Genomic DNA, 21,440 nt, shown 5'->3' with positions numbered 1-21,440 from the left:
TCTGTCTGATGAATTATTTCTTAATAAGCTTTTCAGAATAATATTGGTGATCACCTGTTTCTATGAGAATAAAATACACTCCTGAAGATAAATTACTTACATCAACACGAGTAACCTTATTTGCTTGTCGAATGATTCCAGTTTTTAAAACTTTAGCATCAAGATTAACTATTTTAAAACGTGCATCTGAAGTTAGTAAGCCATTAGAATTGATATTCATAAAATCAGCTATAGGATTCGGGTAAACAACTAAAATATCTGATAAATCGACTGAATTAGGAGTTAGACTTTCAGTCGTATTAGAAACTCTCATCGCTGAGGAGTTGCTGATTACAATTCCATAGTCTTCTGTTTCACTGATGTACGAACTAGCCCCACACGGTGATGCGAAACCATACCCTTTATAATTTGTTCGAATACGTAGAACAGTTGTGCCTAATACAGCATTTGCAGGGACTGTAAAATTGATACTATATACCGCTGGATTTGATGGATCAAACTGAGCAACAACTTCATTTGCATCAAAAACACTATTAAGATTCCAATCAATCCATGCAATTACATTTAAGAATTCATAATTATCTTGGACTGTTACTGAAAGATCATAAGTGTTATTTGGGATAAGAGTTGTAGAAATTCCTGTATAATCACCATATCCTAATGAAGAATGACTTGTTGTATTATTAATATCTCCTAGACTAACATTTGTAATCGGATAATATATTTCAAAACTAGCGGGGCTTGTAGCATCTTTACAATGATCAGATGCTATTCTACTTTCTACAACAATATAAGCTGTCTTTACTTCTGTTGAACTTCCAGAAGCGTTTGATGCCGTAAGGCTCACTTCATAAATCCCTTCTTCGTTATATGTTACTACAGGATTCTGAGCAGAAGAAACCGCAGGAGTTCCACCTTCAAAAGTCCAGCTCCAATTTGTTGTATTTGTACTTAAATCATAAAAGTTTACCGTGTCACCTACTGTAATTTCTGTATTATCAGAATTGAAATTAGCAAAAGGAGCAGGTAAGCCAGTAATATTTATAAAGTCAGTTTTTGTAAGCGTTTTATGAAGTCCATTAGCAGTAGTTACTTTCAATGAAACTTGATAAAGACCTGATGTAGTAAAACGAACTTTTGGTTGTTCCGAATATGAAGTAAATTCTTGAGGACCCGAGAACTTCCATTCATAAGCTGTAATACTACCTATATTCGAAGTAGATAAATCACTAAAGGTTATCTCTTCATTTATTCCTGCTTCTAGAATATCTGCATCAAAGTCTACAACCAGATCATCATTAGAATAGATTTGTACAAAATTATTTCTCGTTAATTCATCTTCTCCAAATTGACTAAATGCTGTTAGTCTAACCATATAACTACCCGGTTGAGAATAGATGATTTTAGGATTTTCAAGTACACTTTCTTCATACAATGATGCTTCAGTAGTGTATGCTCCAGGTATAAACCACTTTTGAGAACTAGCATCTATACTTTGACTTTGAAGCGTAATCGTATCACCCACAAAAGCTACCAAAGAATTTGCTGTAAAAGCTGCTGTTGGGAAATCTACTACATTTATATATTCTGTTCTTGTACGAGTATCAGTTCCTTGTATATTTCCGACAACTAAATTAACTGAATATTTACCTTTCTGATTATAAGTTACAGAAGGCATTTCTTCAGTACTATTACTTATATCACCTCCTGTAAATGTCCAATTATAACTTTCACCATAAAGTGAAGTATTATCAAAAGTAACTGTAGTACCCACTGAAATAACTTGCTCTGAAGAAGAGAAAGCTGCAATTGGTGTATTTGTAGAGGCGTTGACTGTGATATAATCTGATTTTTCTACTATATCATTTCCTGCATTATTACGAGCTATTAACTTGACACTATAAGCACCAGGCTCTGAATAAGTCACTACAGGATTTTCTGTATAACTAATACTTGGACTTCCGCCTTCAAACTCCCAATAATAAGTATCTGCATTCCTTTCTGTTACATTTGTAAAAGTAACGTCATCATTTAAAGCAATACTTGTGTTATCTGCTATAAATTCCGCTATCGGTGGCAATAATACAGTTGATCCATTGCTTACAACAATTGAATAGTCTTCTGTTTCACTAATATAGGAACTACTACCACACGGAGAGGCATAACCATAAGTATTATAATTTGTGCGTACTCTCATCACTGTAGTTCCAATCGTAGCTGATTGTGGTACAGTGAAATTAAGATTATATTCTGCCGGATTTGATGGGTCGAATTGAGCCACAACTTCGTCTGTATCAAAGATATTATTTTGATTCCAATCAATCCAAGCAGTTACATTCATATACTCATAAGAATCTTGAATGCTTACTGATAAATCATAAGAGTTGTTTGGTATGAGTGTTGTTGAGAGGTTCGTATAATCGCTATATCCTTCCGTTGAATGACTAGATGAATTATTAATATCTCCTAAAGAAACATTAGTAATTGGGTAATATATCTCAAAGCTTGAAGCACTTTTTGCATCTTGACAATACTCAGAAACCAAATCATTAACAACAGTAATATGAGCTGTTTTAACCTCCGTTGTACTACCTAATGCATTGGTTACGGTAAGGCTCACATCAAAATCTCCTTCCTCGTTATAAATGATTCTAGGGTATTGTTCGGTTGATGTCTCGGGAGTACCACCTTCAAATGTCCAATTCCAACTTGTTGCATTTGGAGCACTTAAATCATTAAAATCAATTACATCTCCTAAGGAAATTTTTAGATTACTAGCCTCAAAATCTGCAATTGGTAAAGCCAATTCAGAAATAGTTATAAAATCAGTCTTCACAACGGTGTTTGAGCCTGTAGTGTTACTTACGGTCAGTTTAACCTCATAAGTCCCAGGATTGGTATAACTTATCACTGGGTTTACTTCTGTAGAAGTAGACGGAGTTCCACCTTCAAATTCCCAATAATATGATGAAGGTGAATTCTTAGAAATATCAGTGAAGTTAACAGATTCATTCACTGTTGTTTTGAGAGTAGAGCTAATAAAGTCAGCAAATGGAGCTGCAGGGGTACAACTTGCTCTAGCTTTCCAACCCGAACGCACAATTCCTTCTTTATCAGAAACAAATTTGAAGGTTAAAGCACCCTCTGCATTTGTAGCTGTAACTACTCCCGGATTGTTACTTCCATAGTATTGACCTATTAAGCCTGCATCAATGCTTGTTCCGTCGTATATACTCAAATAATCATAAATATCACCTTCTGCCCCGATATCTTCTACTAAGAAATCTAAAAACTCTACAGATAACATTTGACCAGTTTCAGGGTAAAGGGTTAAAACATACGCTCCATCTAAGGCATAATCATTTTTCCAACCCGGATCGTAAAAGAAAGCATCGCATACTGTTTCTGATCCATTATGCATGACCACATCATTTGCTGTCACATTAATTGCATTCGTGAGCAGCTTTGAAGCAGTATTTCCTAAATTATCAGTAACGCTTAGTGTAGCTGAGAAAATACCTTCCTCGGCATATAAAATTTCTGGAGGGTTCTGACCTGAAAAGTTTTCAGGAATTCCACCTTCAAACTTCCATTCCCAACTTGTAATTGAATTACCTGTACTTGGATCTGAATTATCGGTATAAGTTACTTTATTTCCTGTTTTAAGGAATTCTTTATTAATACTAATATCAGCTACTAAATATTCACCATTACACCACTCATCCATTTTAGCGTGCCATTCAGCTTCAAGCGTTGCTATCGTGTATCCATAAGGTTGAATGTAACTTTCAAACTGTTCTGTTTGATAACTACCAAACTTACCTGAATCTCTGAACTTTTTTAGAATATCAAGCAACATATCTTTATGTTCATTGACCATAAAGTACATAAAGCTATATCCTCCTTCATAATCCCAATAACCACTAAAATCATCGTAACCTACTTTTCTATTGATCAAATCAGCTAAAGAGTTTCGTGTATTACAATAATATGTTTTATACATTCCTTCTCTCGGATAGCTTTCATATACATTCTGATGACCTGTTTCCAATCCAGCCATAAATTCAGCAAGTCCTTCATCTGCCCAACCTTTTTGTTCGGTATGAAAGCCCATATCTACACCATCATAAGCACCCCAATCATTCCACAATCCTTTAAATATGTACTTATTATTTAGATAATGACCAAACTCATGTTTAATTAACTCTTCAACTGATAGTCCTGCCGTAACAGCATCTCTTTGGTAAGTATAAAGTGTACTATTCTGCTCAATATACAAACCTCCGTTATTAGCTCCAGAGCCGATATAGCTAGACATGTAGAAATTATAAGTTTCTTGATTTGGGAACAGATACAAAGCAATCTCATTTGTTTCTCCAGCATCTGCAGGTGTTTGGAATTCGCTGCCCATAAACTCTGAATAGAACTCATTCAGTTCAATCATGATATCAGCAAAATGCTCTAATTGATCATATGGAAGACCAGCGTAAATTTTCACAAAGTCTTTCTCATAATAAGTCGTAAGATAGGTGTTAACAAAAGTATTTTTATATTCATTCCAATAGTTAGAGCCATCAAATACATCTAAAGCCCATGCTGAATAAGCGACTACATCTCGATTAGAATCAGTATTATACTTATCTAATAAAATTGGTCTTAGAGTGTCAAAAAGTGCATTATTGATTAAATCTTTCGATTGTTCCAATGACGCGATGTTGTAGGCTGCTTGAGCTCGAACCCATTCATCTTCATGAACTAATGCATCTGCGAGCCAATCCATATCTTGCGCTGTTAGTTCAGTATCTTTTTCAATTTTATACTGATACCATCTTTGCATCACCCTAAACCTAAAGCGTGATGAAAAGTCCGCACGAAAAGCTAGCTCTTCAATACGAGTCTCAATGCTGTCCTCAAAATTCATATAAGAATCAACCACCCATAACGCATAATCAATCGGATTTTCTTTTGTGTCATCCATGATTACAGTATTAACAGTATTCAAGACCAAAGAATAATTATTCTTAACCAAGAGATGAGCTGATTCTGTGGACTCTAAACCATAAAAAGTACCTAGAGCCCAAACTGCATTGGCACGTGCAGTATCTGCAGATGCAAAATTAGATGCCATAGTAAGCAGATCATTGAGTAGACTTACTTCATTGGTTCTATTTGTATACAGGTCTACAATGATTTTTGAAGCACAATTGTAATCAGCAGTTTTAAATTCAGTGATTATTGTATTGTAATCTAAAGTTGATAAATCATCATCACATATATCAGCTTTAGCTGAATTAATAAGTAATAATGACAGCATTAATAGTAAAAAATGTTTCATATAAGACATTTTAGTTTTTGGAGGTATGAATACGAGGTAATAATTGAATTGCAGTGAATAAATAGTTTTAGTGAAATTCCATTGTAGAAAAAATTAAAAGTTAAAGAGTTTCGAATTCACACATAGTATAGAGCGTAAACCATAATAACATAAATCAATCTGATCTTAACTTTTTAATTATTCGTGTTTGTGGAGTGTATTCTTCGCTAATAAGTAAATAGATGTATTAAAAAAGACTCTTTCCTTTATTCATATTTCATTTTACAGATTCTTAAAAGAGTTAGTTTTCGCAGTGTATATCATTAATAAATACATTTTTTTCCATATTTCATACTCTACTACCCTTATAAGTTTCGTTGGGGTAATAACCCATACCAATACGTTAAAATAGTATCACTCATTTCTAAAATTACTTTTTGGACGATGTTATGAGTAATAAGTAACTAGCTCCAAATAATAATGTCTCTTACCTCTAATTCTCTATTGATTCTAATTTATTCTGAATGATTAGTGAGTATTGAGTCTTCTAAATCAAATTCTGATTGAGCTAATATTTTTGAATGTTTGAAAAAAAGAAGGGCAGATATTTTCATACCTGCCCTTTGAAGACCTTTTCTGCCTTAAGTAATTTTAAAATTACAATCTAAAAATGCTATTCCACTTTATTTCGAATAGCTTGACCAGGGTAAAGCCCGTCCAAAACTTTCGAATCTTTTACAACCAACACTCCATTTACAATTACATAAGGAATACCTGTTGAGGGCAAGCCATTTTTACCAAGATCAAATGTGGCGTTATCAGTAACAGTAGAAGGATCAAAAATGGTAATATCAGCATCCATTCCTGTCTGAATCCTACCTTTTCTAGCCATTTGTTCAACTCCGTTTTCTTGCATAAACTTGGCTGGCATATAAGACATCTTAGATATTGCCAACATAAGTGGCACTAGATTATCTTCTCTAACCATTTTAAGAACACGAGCATGTGTACCTGATGCACGTGGGTGTCCTTGTGCTTTTTCATATGGAAAATCAAAATCTTCAGCTAGAGCTCCTGTTTCTGAATGCACAAGTGGAAATGCATCACTACCAACAAAAGTTGAAGGAAAAGCTAGAGATCTATTTAAACCTTCATCATCTATTCCGAGAAATATGACCCCTGCCTTAGGATTTGTTTTCATCAATTCTTCATAACGCTCCTTTGTTAGAGGTTTCATGTTGGCTTGTTCAATGATATCTGAATAATCATGTCCCATATTTGGCCCATAATTTTCTGGTACTAAATAATCTGCAGCTACAATGGTCGCTCCTTTATTGTAAGGATAGATCTCAACTTGTACTTTGAGACCATTTTTTCTAGCATCATCTACAAATTCTAAGGCTTCATCGGTATTCGCTAAAGTTTGTTGATGCATATGCTGTATAAGTAAACCTCCTCCGTAAACACCGACATTCGCAATAGCTTCCTGTACACTCAAAATTCCAGATTCGGGCGGATTATTACTAGAAAATCGTCCGTGTAAGAAAGTCGCTAACCCATATTTTGCCGCGATTTTCTGTGCTGCAATCATTTCAAGAGAAGTTTGCCCTTTCGTCTGATAGCCTACAGGATTACCTATACCTATCGCCCCTTCTTTTAAACCTTTTTCAAGCAATTCGGATATTTTTTCTCTTTGTTCTTTATTCGGTTTGGTTCCAACATTAACCAGTTTAAGAAACATGCTTTCATCTTGTATTTGCATGTCTAGAGGAATCGTAAAATAATCACTTTTGTATTTTGGGTTTAACACTTCTTCTCTAATAGAAGGAAGACTAATAGTTGCACCATAATTGGTAATGGATTTCCCTTCGAGTTTATCATAGAATGATGATAATGGGTAAGCCCCTAATTCACATTCTAATGGAGTTGTTACTCCATCTCGTAAAGCGAGTTTTTGTCCAAAGGGTATACTTCCAATGTGCTGATGTAAATCAATAAATCCAGGACAGACGACATGTCCTTTCGCATCTATTGATTCTTTACCTTCAATTTCATCATCAGTAATTACACTAATTTTTCCATCCTTAATACCGATATTTTTTGTTGCATCTAGATTTGTTTCAGGATCCATGACACGTCCATTTAAAATCACAATGTCATAATCTTGAGCAAAAACATTAGGATAAATAAAACAAGCTAAAATGAATACTAGAATTATAATTCTGAGTTTTCTCATTGCGTTAAATTTAATGTTTACCATGAAATATCGTGAAGTATATTTTTTATTCCCACACGAATCAATAGATGCCACATAACTTATATTTGATATTTTTAACAAGCAAGACACCTCTAAAAAGAACAACATCAAAAGCTATAAATGATTCAACGCAAAGTCACGATATTAAATGGCTAAAAAATAAAAAGTATAGCTTCAGGTTTTAGATGAACATATAACATCTTTAGCTATACTTTTGAAGTGAGATCAAAAATTTAATTAAGCTTTAGTATCTAAACCTTTTTAATCTATTCTCTAAGTCTTCAATTTTATCCAACAGCTGCAACGCAAGAGACAATCCTGAAAAGTTTAGTTCTAGATCTCTTTTAAGGCGGTTTGCCTTCATAATTCTTTCAGAAGTTTCATATGAAAATCTCATGCTCTTAGTTGATGTAGGTTCAAAATCTATGATTCCCTCATTGATATATTCTAACACATCTGTTTCGCTCAGACGGCTATGCTTACATAAATCAAGCAAGGTTAAAAGCTTATTTTCATCGTTCTCAACTTGAGCTTCAACTATTTTTACAATTTCATATTTCATAATTAGAATGCTTTATAGTTTTCACGTGGATTAAAATCTAGCGACTTCATATCTTCATACACCTTTTTAACTTTATCATCATCAGCAGATGGTATTATGACTTTCAAAATCACATAAAGATCACCTGGTGTTTGAGATGGAATACCTTTCCCTTTTAGTCTCAATTTTTTGCCACTTTGAGTTCCATTAGGAATTTTCAGTTTAATATTGCTACCATCTGGAATTGAGATAGAAACAGATTCACCAAGCGCAGCCTCCCATGGAGCGATAGGAAAACTCATGTAAACATCACCGTCCTCTACATGATAATTTTCCGTTTCTTGATAATTTACTTTTAAATATAGATCTCCTGAATCACCCCCATTATAACCCGGCTCTCCTTTTCCTTTAAGTCTAATCTTTTTCCCATTGTGTAAACCTGTAGGTATTTTCACATTGAGCGTAGTAGGTCTATTTGATATACGTCCTTTATTGTCTACAAACGATGATTGAAAAGTAATTTGCCTTGTAGAACTTTTGTAAGCATCTGATAAAGGAATTGTAATAGAAGCATTTATATCTTCTCCTTTATGACTTCTTCTTTGGGAGTGCGCATTAGCTCTACCACCAAATAGATTTTCAAAGATATCATTGAAATCACCACTTCCTCCAAAATCAAAGCCCCCTTGTGAAAACCCGCCAAAGTCATGGTTTTGGTGATATTGTTGTTGATACTGTTCTTGCTCTTTTGCAGTTTCCCAATTTTCACCATATTGGTCGTATGCTTTCCTTTTTTCGGGATCTTTCAGTACTTCATATGCTTCTCCGACTTCTTTGAATTTATGTTCAGCATCTTTATCCTTACTTACATCAGGATGATATTTACTTGCCAGTTTTCTGTATTTCTTTTTAATCTGGTCTGAGGTAGCATCTTTACTTACACCAAGTATTTGATAATAGTCTTTATTTTCCAAAATGTATGATCGTTTAATTATTAGAAATAAAAACTAGAAGTACAATCAGGCAAAACTGTACTTCTAGCTATTCAAAGCCCTAATAGTTTTCCTCAAATCCAGCATCAAATACATTTCTTCTGAAGCATTGTTTTGAAGTTCATCTAAACGTAAAAAACATTCTTCACTTGTCAGATCTAGTGCTTTGAAATTGTGTATAGTTTTTATAACGTTGAGACTTGTACACGGGCGGGTCTTATTAATCGTCCATGAAGCATATAGCCTTTTTGGTAAACCATAATCACTTTATTTGGAGAGACACCATCAACTTTCCTTACAGTCATAGCCTCATGCATTTCTGGGTCAAAGAATTCTCCTATTGGGTTTATTTCTTGAATCCCAGCTTGCTCAAATGCATTATTTAGTACTCTGAGAGTCGTTGTCATTCCTTTGAATAAATCTTCAGCTTTTATATTCTCATCTTCCATATAAGTAATATCAATGCCTTTCTCCATACTGTCTTTCACAGGAAGGATACTAGAAATAAAACTAAAAGCAGCCATTTCTTTAACTCTTTCTTTTTCCTTTTCTAGCCTTTTCTTTTGGTTTTCCATTTCAGCTCTTAATCGCAATATTTTTTGTTGCGACTCATAAAGTTCAATAGCTAAGTCAGCCAACTCCTTTTCCACTAGCTTAGGCTCATTCATCTGAAAAGTTGAACCTTCATTATTGAATTTATTTTGATTATCGATCATCATCTGATTTTTGTTTTCTTAATTTATACCCTAATGCCATATTTAAAATACCTGATGAAATGAGTGCACAAGCCATCAATACAGTTATGGCTATCGTCCCTGCCAATAAATCATTGGTGATGATGAATCCCAGAAAAATGGAAATGATACCACTTAATAAATTCAACCACCATGGATTACCATTTTCTTTTTTACTTTGAAAGGCCTCTACTATAGCCAAGATACCAGACACAATAATCCAAATCCCGACTACAAAAGGCAATACCGATGCTGTAATAAAAGGACTGGTTAGAATAACATAACCAAATACAATATCTAAAAGACCGGCAAGAAGAAACCACCAATTCGGTGAGTTTTTGACACCAGAAAGGAACCCCATAATATACACAGCTCCCATAAATGTAGTACTAAGTCCTATATATAGCCCTAAAGCTAATAAGGCATCAAGAGGGTGTTGGAATACGAAAATTGAAAGAAGAATTAGAATAAGCCCTTTGAGAAAAAAGGCCCACCAATATTTAGTTGCTTTATTCATCATTTAAAATGTTTAATTATTTGTCTGCAACCTTTTTAGCTACGGCTCTCATAAAGCCAGGAGCTTTATCTGAACGCTCATTCGGGCATGTTGAAAATACAAATGCACAGAAATCACGATCAGCATCTACATAAATTCCTTGATGCATATTACCATGTTTAAACATAGCACCATCAGCCCATACATGATCCCATTGTGCTGAGTTTCTTTCAGCTCTTTCACCTGTCCATTCTATGCTGTAAGCCTCTTCTTCACAGGCTACATAAGCTCTAGGATCTCCAAGAGTTCTAATTCTTTCAAGAATCTCTGGAGTAATCACTTGATTGGTTGAAACCTTGTCCCAACTTGGTGTATACATCATTGCGTACTTTAAGGCATCTTCTATGGTTGTATATACGGTTCCTCCAGCTACTGCAAAACCATCCGCTGTCTGTCCCACCATAAATGGATTACTTACACCTAACTGAGACCATACTTTCTGATTAAATACATCTTTGTAAGATTCTCCCGTCGCCCCTTGAATAGCTAAAGTAAGTGCTTGAGTGATCGCTGTAGAATATCTAAATCGTTCTCCTGCTTGTTCACCTTCTATAGGTTGAACTTCTTTCAAAATATCTAACCATTTGTTTCCAGCATCTTTTGAAAATAGAGTCGCAAAGAATTGCTCAATCCAACTATTAGGGTCTGAAAAAGCTGCTGTAGTTTCTTCTAGATCAAGACCTGTGGCCATATTAAGGGCATTTTTAACAGAAACTTTATCCCAAGCTGTGCCTTTAAGCGCTGTAGCATAAAATGGAAGTGGTTTTTCAAGATCCATTTTACCTTCCTTCTCTAAAAGAATACAAAGCGTGCCTACAGTAGTTTTTGACGCAGACATCCAAATGTGATAATCCGTTGGATTCATTCCAGGATATGATTCAAAGATGACCTTACCTTTGTGAGCCATAATAATACCTTGCACTCGGTTATAATCGTCTGCTAGGTATTCGTTTAAGGTTGGAGTCTCTGTACCATCCTGCAATTTGAATTTGATATTACCTAGTTCAGATTTGATGTTGCGTTTCAGCTGTTTTTCCTGATGTGTAGGCATGGCGATATCGACATTTAGAAATTCATTTAAATGTGAATTTATATATACACCATCATCGCCTGCTGATTGCCAATTCGTGGTATTGTAACGATCTTTGATTGTTTTAATTTCTTGCCAAGATAAGTTCTTTTTAGTTTTAGATAAAGGTGTGGTTTGTTCAGTTATACCACTCGTAAAAACTTGGGTTGTTTCTTTTTTTTCTTTCATTTCTGGCTCTCCCGTTTCATTCATTTTATTTACTCGTGTATTGTTACATGACATAACTAGAGCAAATAATGCACTATAAAGAAATATTTTTTTAGTTTGTTTATCAGAGTTCATCTTCCTATTCTATTATTAGCTCATACTTCTATAGTTCATAAGCGACATTTCTCAAAATCACCTAACGTATCTATACACTTTCACATAAGCGTTCTGATACTATTTTTTGTTTTAAAACAGCTTTATACAAATATCGGCTTTGAGTCCTAGATTTACTTGCATAAGAAAGGCAAGCTGTTACACAAAAGAATCAAACTAGGACTTATCTTAAATGAAAAAATTCTTTGGTTGAGACAATACTTATCATCAACCAAAGAATTAGAATATTTTAGGCCAAGAAACTAAAAGGCTCTGATTTACTAAACATTCCAGAAACATCTCCTGCAAGTTCCTCTGAAGTTGCCGTTTCCAATTTCATCACATCGGCTCCTTCTGAGAGATCAACCTTAGATAGGTCTACCCAAAAAATGTATGGTCTCTGTGCAGATTCATAGTACATAATATTGTTCTCATGATCATAAATTGTTCTCCACAATGTTGCAGAGATATTTGGATGATCTGGATCTGCCATTCCTAGAGGAACGCCAATAGAACGCATTTGAGAGAATACTGATGAAATTGCCATTTGGGTATCTTCATATTTTGGAGAACTCTCTAGGAAATAACTTGCTCTGACAAAACGATCAGCAGCATTAATTGTCCCAGGAAGCATTCTGTTTCCCCCAATTAGTTTCCAATATCTTTCAATCGCCAATTGATCATCATACAAAGGTGAGTTTGTCATCACTAAATGATCTTTACTGTGGTGTATTGTTAATTCTCCCTCTACATATTCGAAGATTGCCGAATCTCCACTAGGGTCTGAGATAGATAAGTGAACGGAAGCTGGTCTACCATTTGGTAATAGAGGAGCCACTACGGTAAAAGGATCATCTTGCATATCCTCTACAGCTTCTGCTACTGTGGCATAATTATCAATAAAATACTGTGCCCAAGCACCAATAGATAAGGTAGGTTTTCCTCGTTCGGCAACATCCCCATATTCTGCCTCTGCTAGATAAAGTGCATTAACAACAAAACCTTTTTCATTTATACCATCTGAATTAGCTACATCGTAGAAACTTACCCCAACTGAGCCATATTTAGAAGTCCAAGTTATTGCATTTTCACCTGTTCCACCATCACGTTTTAAACCTTTAGGAAACACCCATAAATTAGATACCAAATTTGGATCGTTCCAATCCATTCCGCGTCCAGTTACAAATTGCTCTCTACCTGTTTTATATAAAATTCTTGTACACATATTTTCTGAAAATTATTATGTTGTATGGCCTATTAGCCGAATTGTTTAAAGTTATATTTTGTACTAGCCTTTCATTAAGACTTAATTTTTATATCCTGATTCTGATGCATTTCTGCTATAGTACACTAATGCATTTCCTTAATTTCTTAATACAAAGTTCGTTATTACATCAACAAATTATTTATACAAGCGATTCAAGATTTTATACCATCTGATCAAATCACGCTTTAATATTAAGTATCTTATTTATGCTAGTGTAATCATGATCATTTACCCCAATTAATACGTAGAGAATGCCTCTATTTAGATTCTTTTTTTCCGATTCTGAGAAATTCACCAGGAGGTCCCATTTGTATATCATATACAACTGCTAGAGTACGGAGCGATAAAGCTAAAAGGAGCGCAATGATTTCTGCATGAATTTCTGTCAGTTCAAAATACATAAGTGTCGCATATGATAAAGATCCTAATAGCGCAGCACTTGCATACAATTGACCTCTCATAATCATTGGCGTTTGATTGGTTATCACATCCCTAATCACACCACCTCCTGTTGCCGTGACCATCCCCATAAAGACAGCGATGATAAATGGTGCTCCAAATGCTAATGCAATATGACAACCGACTACTGAAAAAGCTGCTAATCCTAAGGTGTCTGACCAAATCATTGCTTTTTTACGAGTAATGTCAGTCGTTATCCAAAAATATGTAATCAGAGAAAATACGATACATAAAATAAGCTCTAAGGGGTCTTGAGTCCACCAAACTGTTCTCCCTAATAATAAATCTCGTGTTGTTCCTCCACCTATTCCGGTTATGGTACCGATTAAAACAAATCCTAAAAAGTCCATTTTATAACGAGCTGCAGTTAAAGCACCACTAATTGCAAAAACTACATCTCCAAAATACATTATGGCCAATATACTTGTCGTAAGTTGAGTTTCCATTCCAGTTCTTTTTTACAATTTGTAACTAATTAATTCTTTGGGGAAAGAAGAGACTTGCATTGAGCCAATTTGCAAGTCTCAACAAAATTCACACTATATAATTAAACACGTTTAGTCAGTTGACCTATAAACGATATGATTAATTATGATTTAAGGCTCTATATTAAGTGGTTCTGATATTTACTTTTTTTCATCCATTTCTTTAAAGATTATCTCCTTAAACTCTGAGCTACTTCCATGTTTTCGGTCAACGTCAGGCAAAGTCACTGGCTCTTTTATGAAATCTGGCAGAGGAGATTTATATTCAAATCCTTCTGTGCGTTTCATAAAGTCTTCCTTCGTCTGCTTTCTAAACTCAGGGTCAGTCAAGATATCCCAACCTACCAAAGCAAGAACTTTAGATGTTGTTACTGCAGCCTTCTTCCCAATTGATGTACCATGACTTGCAGTTGCCATCCAAGTATGTAAACCAATGTTTTGAGGAATACTCGATATTGAAAGTCCCATGGTAGGAACAATCCAGCTAATATCACCAACATCAGTACTACCTCCTGCAGTAGGTTCATTTAGAAGCGGTAAAACACAATCAGTCATACCTGTAGGCTCAACTTCAGCAGATTCCTGTAAATCAGTCGCAAATTTTTGTTCTTCATCTGTAAACTCAGGAGCGCCTACCAACTCTAGATATTTTTGCATTCTATCGGCTAGTGGTGTGTTAGGTAACAAATCATACATTCCAAAATATGGCATAAAATACGACTTTGTTTGCGTCATAAGGGCTGCTCCTTCTGCTATTTCTTCCAACCATGCTACACCAGCTTCAACATCAGCTCTATTTTCCTCACGGAAGGTAAGTTGAACTGTAGCTTCATCTGGGACAATGTTTGGAGACTGTCCTCCGTTTCTAATTACATAGTGAATGCGTGCTGTAGGTTTTACATGCTCCCTCATGTAATTCACTCCACTAAGGAATAATTCTGCGGCATCTAAAGCACTACGTCCTAACCAAGGAGAATCTCCAGCATGAGCTGTTTTCCCTTTGAAATCAATATAAATTTGCTGTTGAGCTGATGAACGCACGTTAATCACTGCATTATATTCTGTAGGGTGCCAATGGAGCATTGCATCTAGATCATCAAACTTCCCTTCACGTGCCATATAAACTTTGGCTCCTTCAGTTTCTTCTGAAGCTCCACCATAAACTCGTAAAGTACCTGGAGTTCCATTTTCGACCATCATTTCTTTTAAGGCTAGCGCCGCTCCCATTGCTCCAGCTCCAATTAGGTTATGACCGCAACCATGTCCCGCTGTAACTCCATCTTCTCTTGATTCCTTTTCTGGCACAGCTTTATTTCCAAGCCCAGGAAGTGCATCATATTCTAGCATAATTCCTAGTTTTGGTTCTCCAGAACCATATTCTGCGATAAAAGCAGTAGGCACTCCTGCTACTCCAGATTCTACAATCTTAAAACCGTTATCAGATAAAACTTCCATCAGATATTCTGAGGACTGCTTTTCATGAAGTGAAATCTCTGAAAGGTCCCAAAGTGTTTGAGAAACCTCTTCAATTGTCTCTGTTTGAATTGAGACCGCATTTAATACCTTCTCCTCTGAGTCTTGTGCAGATGCAAGGCCAAAAAGCCCCATGAGGAATGGTGCCAATATAAATTTTTTCATTGTTGTTTTTGGAAAATGTCTTCTGTTGACCATTCATATGAATCAACAGAAGACGAATGGTTGATCTAGTCTGAATGCGTACTAGATTATAAATACTTGTATACTAAAAGTAAAATTGTGAGTTGACCTGAGAGAGAAGGAATTATTTCCAAAGTTCGTTAAGATCAATTTCTGTCCATTCAATAAAATATTCTGGTACAGGAATTTTCAACCATATTTTTCGATTTGCTACATCAGTAACGATCTGGTGGTTCGTTAAATCAGCATCTTGTTTTGTTGGTTTAGTACAACCAACTGAGAAACTTCCATCTTCATTGAAGAGTCTCAAATCCATCAAATCTCTTGTCAGTGAGGCATTTATTTTACCTTCATTTTCAGCAAGTCGGTCAGTCATGTTACTATATCTTCTTAGTGAATTACTAACTGTTTCTCTTTGACCAAGTCCCCAACTTTTTTCAAGGAATGAGTTTACAACCACATAACTTTCCCCTTGTGCTGATCTTAATCTATTACCGCCTAACGACGAACACTCTACTGACTCAACCGAAGTCTCATCTCCAACCGTAAGGATTAATGATAAGCTATTATTCATACCATTTAGGCGAGAAACCAATGAATCTTTTGTAGGAGCATCATTCATAATATCTTGTAGAAGGTTCATTAAAGATGGACGATCTTTATAAACCAATGAACCACCCATACTTGTACCATCATGGACATCAAGGTAAACACCTTTCTCATTTAGAGAAGAAACCGCACATGAAATACCCGGCCATGACAAACTTGCAGACTTATAAGAACCATCTGTAGGTTTACGAACCGTAAGAACCTGTGCAAATTTATTGAAATCTGGTCCCCAGTCTAGGTTACGACCAATATATACATTACCATCTTCTGAATTCTTACCCCAAGCTGCAATGGAAGTACATCCTGCAAATGAATGTAATTTCATTTGATAAATAAGGTATTCAAATATATGATCGAGCATACAAACGTTCTCAATACGCCAACCTGCCCCTGCTGCTACACCATCAAACCAAAGACGTGTTCTTGTTGAACAAGTATCATATGCACGTTTATGCCACATTTCAATTCCTTCCGCATCTAATGCTCCAGAATTTATATTCGGCTGAACAATAACATCCCAAATTCTTTGCATATGTTCTACCATAAGAGCACCATACTGATAGCCCATTTCGTAAGATGTTCCTTCAAGTACTACTACTGGAAAACCATTTGCATCGAATAATTTCCCTAATCCTGATTCGTTTACTAGTTTCATATCTTTAAAGTGTTTTTTAATTTTTGCTCATCAATTAAATTCTTTCTTCATTGAATAAATTGATGAATATATCTTGTAAATTTTATAGATCATTTTTGGCTGACAACACATTATGCTATGAATGATCATCTATAATGATGATGTTACAACCTCAAGCTGAAATGTGTAGTCAAAAACTATTTTGTATTACCAACTAACGTAAGCCATAACGCAAAACATTTCAATTTCTTTAAGAGTCAACTATTTAAAACGTTTGTCGACTAGCATACTTAATTAGCTTGATACAAAGGTCGACAATTGCTACTAGAATTATTTATATGCCCTGTTCAAGTGTTTATACAAAAAAATCAATTTGATTTTTAAGAATTAGACGTTGAAAGTTCTATACTATTTAGTCCCTTTCACTTTCTCTATAATCAATGGATTGGAAATTGTGATCAGGGCTTTCTCACCCATCTCTTTCACATACTTAAATACAAATAGCGTCTCTTGACTTTTATCTAAAACTAAAGTGTCATTATTGATAGAAATCATATTTACATCATTTTTGAATGAAAGTCTGAAGTAATTGATTACGCTTTCATTTGTTAGCATCCATTACTTCGTTTTGATGATACAAATATGGATGATCTAAAAAGAAAAGCTTTATACGTTTTTGCTAAAGAATTATACCATTCCTTCAAATCAATTATTTTTACTGTTTCAGTAGAAATACTTTTTAAAAGCTTTACGGTTAACATCACATCCTTTCATATCTAACTTATTTTCATTTAATTCAATTGTTTTTTAATACCTAAAACTTTGTCTACTATAAAAAGAAGGTATAATTCTTTTTAACAATATCATGAAAGCCTTATTAGTAATATTTTTTTGTATTCTTTTTCATCAATCTTTTGCTCAACAGACTTATTCTATTTCAATTGGTAAAAAAACAAAGTCTGAACTACTACAAAAGATTAAACCTAATTGGCTTGTTCAAGAGGGTCAGATGAGTCTTGAGAAATATTATTCATATTTTAATCCCTATTATTTTAACTCCGACACTTTAGTTGACTTTATTTATGAAGGACCTGGAGGTGGAGAAAGCGATATTGTAAGTATTTGGATAAATACGGGCTTAGGCTTCGAAAATATTATTAGCAGTGCTGGGTGTATCGAGAAAATTGAAAAGAAATTCCCTTATTCTCCTACAGAGATCCATTTTATTCAATATGGATGCTGCGCTGATCCACACAACTTCTATCAGATATGGACTTATATAAACTATGAGATCATAGAAGGAATAGAATATAATTTCCTTGATGCAACAGAAATACCTAAAGATTTCAATTATAAATTTAGCATACGAGTAAAAAACACTCCTTACAAACTGAGAGCGACCCCAGAAATTATTAACGATAACCTCCACAGTGATTATGACCAAGGAAATGTAATTGCGGAATATTCGCAAGGAGATATTGGACATGTACTTGATTCTAAAAAAGATGATACTGGAAGACAATGGTATTTTGTTCTTATGGAAAACCCACTTTCTGAGGAAGGTTATCATAGTTATAATTCACTAAGAAATAGAAAGTGGCTTGGGTGGATGAGTGGAAGGTATGTTGAAATAATAAACAACTCTCGCTAAATTATTTTATACACTAACTTAAACAATTGCTAACTGAGATTATGAAATTTTTAAACTATTTATTGCTCCCTCTATCATTAATTGCTTTTCACCTTACTAGTTGTAGCAATACTAAAGACAAAGAAGAGAAAGTACTAGAAGCTAATGCAGAATTGAGCGAACAACAAGAAGCTATTATTGAAAAATATGTCGTAAATGGAGCTAATAAACATCCATTATATTCTCAAGAAAGGCAAGCGATATTAGACAAAGGATTAGCAGAAGATTCCACTATTGCATACTTATGGCAACAAAAAGCCATGCCATTATTCAAGCAAGGAAAATATGAAATAGGTATGGATTATATAGATAAGGCGGTAAAGTATGACAGAAAACGTTGGCAAGACTATCGTGCTTTTATTAAATGCATTTTTGCCAAAACTTATAGAGATGCTATTTCTGATTTTCAAGACTATAAACAACGCTATGGCGATGGTTACGTCATGGATCATACCTATGATTTTTACATTGGTGTATCGTATCTACAACTTGATGAATTTCAGAAAGCCGAAGAAGTCTTCGAAGCTGACTACCAAAAACAAATTTCAGCACATGATTCGACTTGGCTACATCCCGTTGACCTTTTTTATTATGGGATAAGCAAATATGAATTAGGTAAGTATCAAGAAGCCAACGAAATCTTTGATTCAGCCTTAAAAATCTACCCTGAATTTTCTGATGTTCAATATTACAAAGCCTTTTGTTTAGTTAAACTAGAAAGATTGGATAATGCTAAACAAGTATATCAAGAAGCACAGACTAATGGCTCAAATGGATATACTTTAAATGAAGACAATGCTATTTATGAAAGATATCCTTATCAAGTAAGGTGGTAGTATCAACTACTCTATTTCATCAATATCTCACATAACTTTACTACTAAAATGGAATTAGAAATTGTAGGGAGTGGTGAAGAACTGCTCTATCATGGAAATTTTATAACATAAGAAATCTTAATCGAAACTTAAGAATAGCCTTTCAATTATCTCTCAAAATCATTACAATTCGATTAAAATATGGAATACAAATTTCTAAATCAGGTGTCTATCGAAACTGTCCAACAGTGTATGCAAGATTCATTTGCTGATTATGAGCTGGATATGAGTTATATGACAGTTGATGTGATGAAACACCGAAATACAATTTGTCGAAATGCTCCTGAATGTTCAGTTGGGGCATTTGATAATGGTAAAATGGTAGGCTTCTTAAATGTTGGAATAGATTATCTTAATGATGAATTGGTTGCTTTTGATGGAGGTACTGGTGTCGTAAAGGCATTCAGAGGAAAAGGCATAGCTGGAAAAATGTTTGAGAAGTCACTTTTGAGTATTAAAGAAAAGGGAATTCATTCATTTTACTTAGAAGTTCTGCAGTCTAATGAAGCGGCGATCAAAGCCTATGAAAAAGAAGGGTTTCGTATTGTTCAAAATTTTAAATGTTACAATATTTCTGTCTCCGACTTCAAGGGAAAAATCAATGAGTTAGACAACCTTGCTATAAAGTCTATTCCACTCGAAGAAATAGGTAAATATTGGCATTTTATAACTAAGCCTGTAAGTTGGGAACATATGTTTTCTGGATTACAAGCTGTTGAAAAAGATTTAAATATCTATGCCGCTTTTCATAATCATGATTGTATCGGTTTTATCGTATACTCAAAAGTTCTTTGCTGGATTACCGCTATTGGCATTCATCCCAACTATACAAATCAAAAAGTATTAGTTGAACAATTGCTTGGAAAATTATTCAGTACAATTCAACCTTCTAGACCTAAAATTAGTCTTAATAATCTTGAAGAAGCTGATCAACTAAATGATATAATTGTAAGCTTAGGATTTGAAAATACAGTCGATCAGTATGAAATGATGACTTCAATTTAATAGAGTTTAAAGCCATCATTTCAATTAAATATCAATTCCCTAAACCTATGTTTTTAGGCGGATACTTTTTAAAGGTCGCAGCATGTTCTTTTAATTTTTGTCCCATAGTAGCGAGCCATGCATTTCTCCGATGACCAACAGGTATCTCTTCTTTAGGGTCGATGTATAAATTAAACAACCAAGGAGCTAAACCCACATCTTGAATGATTGCTTTATCAATATACATATGTGTAGATTGTTCTTGAGTTTGACTACTGTATTCTATATTATTAACATCAAACTTTTCGTTCCAAATAAGCCCAAGTAAAATTTGGATGATGACCATTTGCTCGAACCATTTTTACCCAAAGCAGTGTCATGTGCTCTAAATGTAAAGACATGGATAAATCTCCGACATCTAAAGTTTCAAAGCCTAAATCTGTATTTAGTTTTTCAACTTGTTTTTTTGCTTTTTCATCATTCCCAGCTATCATCATTACTGGCTTTTCCTTATAATTTGGAAAACTAGCATTTTCTAAGTTTTCAAAACCATAGATGGTATAAGACTTTACAACATTTGCATTTTTAGCCCATTCCTGTACTTTTTCAGCCCCCGAAATCTTACTTTCTAAACCATGAGAAATACCTGCTCCTACTGGGTTTGTACAATCAACTAAAGTTTTACTTTTGAATTCGAGTGAACTTAAAATATCAGAATTCAGATTGAAGGGTGTTGCTAGAAAAACAATATCGGATTGATTTATCGCTTCTTGAATTGGTAATACTGAAAAAGAGGGATTTTTTTCTTTAGCTTGTTTGACGCTAGTACTATTCACATCATTATGTGCTATAGTAATCTCATGACCCTTTTTCTGTAAATTATTAGCTAAAGCAAATCCTACATTGCCTATTCCTATAAATGCTATTTTCATAATTCTATACTTTTTCTTAAATCAAATATGGTTTACAAAAGACATCGAACAAGTCTGCTTCATGG

17 protein-coding genes are annotated in these 21,440 nt (G+C 34.5%); 3 read left to right on the top strand and 14 right to left on the bottom strand.

Features of this window, described 5'->3' with window-relative positions:
• Window positions 1-13 precede the first annotated feature (13 nt).
• The 12 genes from BC781_RS21340 to BC781_RS21285 form a co-directional block, all read right to left on the bottom strand.
• Window positions 14-5,335, bottom strand: coding sequence for a PKD domain-containing protein (locus BC781_RS21340; protein WP_158281549.1), 5,322 nt, complete (start codon window positions 5,333-5,335; stop codon window positions 14-16).
• A 652-nt stretch (window positions 5,336-5,987) separates the two neighbouring features.
• Complete coding sequence (locus BC781_RS21335; RefSeq protein ID WP_158281548.1) at window positions 5,988-7,550, bottom strand: amidohydrolase family protein; 1,563 nt, start codon at window positions 7,548-7,550, stop codon at window positions 5,988-5,990.
• 265 nt (window positions 7,551-7,815) lie between these two features.
• Window positions 7,816-8,133 (bottom strand): chaperone modulator CbpM, encoded by a 318-nt coding sequence (locus tag BC781_RS21330; RefSeq protein WP_109621742.1) that lies wholly within the window; start codon window positions 8,131-8,133, stop codon window positions 7,816-7,818.
• A 2-nt stretch (window positions 8,134-8,135) separates the two neighbouring features.
• Window positions 8,136-9,086: a DnaJ C-terminal domain-containing protein gene (locus tag BC781_RS21325; RefSeq protein WP_109621740.1), complete on the bottom strand. Its 951-nt coding sequence runs from the start codon at window positions 9,084-9,086 to the stop codon at window positions 8,136-8,138.
• A 203-nt stretch (window positions 9,087-9,289) separates the two neighbouring features.
• Window positions 9,290-9,823 (bottom strand): nucleotide exchange factor GrpE, encoded by a 534-nt coding sequence (locus BC781_RS21320; RefSeq protein WP_109621738.1) that lies wholly within the window; start codon window positions 9,821-9,823, stop codon window positions 9,290-9,292.
• Window positions 9,810-10,358, bottom strand: coding sequence for an HdeD family acid-resistance protein (locus BC781_RS21315; protein WP_109621736.1), 549 nt, complete (start codon window positions 10,356-10,358; stop codon window positions 9,810-9,812). Before BC781_RS21315 ends, BC781_RS21320 begins: the two co-directional genes overlap by 14 nt.
• Before the next feature lie 13 nt (window positions 10,359-10,371).
• Window positions 10,372-11,676, bottom strand: coding sequence for a serine hydrolase domain-containing protein (locus BC781_RS21310; protein ID WP_158281547.1), 1,305 nt, complete (start codon window positions 11,674-11,676; stop codon window positions 10,372-10,374).
• A 358-nt stretch (window positions 11,677-12,034) separates the two neighbouring features.
• Window positions 12,035-13,009, bottom strand: coding sequence for a linear amide C-N hydrolase (locus tag BC781_RS21305; RefSeq protein WP_109621731.1), 975 nt, complete (start codon window positions 13,007-13,009; stop codon window positions 12,035-12,037).
• 299 nt (window positions 13,010-13,308) lie between these two features.
• Window positions 13,309-13,956, bottom strand: coding sequence for a trimeric intracellular cation channel family protein (locus BC781_RS21300; RefSeq protein ID WP_109621729.1), 648 nt, complete (start codon window positions 13,954-13,956; stop codon window positions 13,309-13,311).
• 180 nt (window positions 13,957-14,136) lie between these two features.
• Window positions 14,137-15,633 (bottom strand): amidohydrolase, encoded by a 1,497-nt coding sequence (locus tag BC781_RS21295; RefSeq protein WP_158281546.1) that lies wholly within the window; start codon window positions 15,631-15,633, stop codon window positions 14,137-14,139.
• 142 nt (window positions 15,634-15,775) lie between these two features.
• On the bottom strand, window positions 15,776-16,915 hold the full coding sequence (locus BC781_RS21290; protein WP_109621724.1) for a C45 family autoproteolytic acyltransferase/hydolase: 1,140 nt from the start codon (window positions 16,913-16,915) through the stop codon (window positions 15,776-15,778).
• Window positions 16,916-17,302: 387 nt separating this feature from the next.
• The gene (locus tag BC781_RS21285; RefSeq protein WP_109621722.1) at window positions 17,303-17,509 is read right to left on the bottom strand and encodes a hypothetical protein; all 207 of its coding nucleotides are present in this window, start codon (window positions 17,507-17,509) and stop codon (window positions 17,303-17,305) included.
• A 250-nt stretch (window positions 17,510-17,759) separates the two neighbouring features.
• Here BC781_RS21285 and BC781_RS21280 point away from each other — a divergent pair, with 250 nt between their 5' ends.
• From BC781_RS21280 to BC781_RS21270, 3 genes are all read left to right on the top strand, one after another.
• Window positions 17,760-18,545, top strand: coding sequence for a hypothetical protein (locus BC781_RS21280; RefSeq protein ID WP_109621719.1), 786 nt, complete (start codon window positions 17,760-17,762; stop codon window positions 18,543-18,545).
• A 41-nt stretch (window positions 18,546-18,586) separates the two neighbouring features.
• On the top strand, window positions 18,587-19,420 hold the full coding sequence (locus BC781_RS21275; protein WP_109621717.1) for a tetratricopeptide repeat protein: 834 nt from the start codon (window positions 18,587-18,589) through the stop codon (window positions 19,418-19,420).
• A 180-nt stretch (window positions 19,421-19,600) separates the two neighbouring features.
• The gene (locus BC781_RS21270; RefSeq protein WP_109621715.1) at window positions 19,601-20,464 is read left to right on the top strand and encodes a GNAT family N-acetyltransferase; all 864 of its coding nucleotides are present in this window, start codon (window positions 19,601-19,603) and stop codon (window positions 20,462-20,464) included.
• Window positions 20,465-20,495: 31 nt separating this feature from the next.
• Here the strand turns inward: BC781_RS21270 and BC781_RS21265 are convergent, their stop codons facing one another.
• Together BC781_RS21265 and BC781_RS21260 are read right to left on the bottom strand one after the other, a co-directional pair.
• Window positions 20,496-20,789 (bottom strand): hypothetical protein, encoded by a 294-nt coding sequence (locus tag BC781_RS21265; RefSeq protein ID WP_211323918.1) that lies wholly within the window; start codon window positions 20,787-20,789, stop codon window positions 20,496-20,498.
• Window positions 20,740-21,375 carry an NADPH-dependent F420 reductase gene (locus BC781_RS21260; protein WP_109621713.1) on the bottom strand — a complete coding sequence of 212 codons (636 nt, stop codon included), beginning with the start codon at window positions 21,373-21,375 and terminating at the stop codon, window positions 20,740-20,742. Before BC781_RS21260 ends, BC781_RS21265 begins: the two co-directional genes overlap by 50 nt.
• Window positions 21,376-21,440 lie beyond the last annotated feature (65 nt).

Source organism: Sediminitomix flava, assembly GCF_003149185.1.
GTDB classification, from domain to species: domain Bacteria; phylum Bacteroidota; class Bacteroidia; order Cytophagales; family Flammeovirgaceae; genus Sediminitomix; species Sediminitomix flava.
This window is presented reverse-complemented; position numbering and strand designations above follow the sequence as displayed.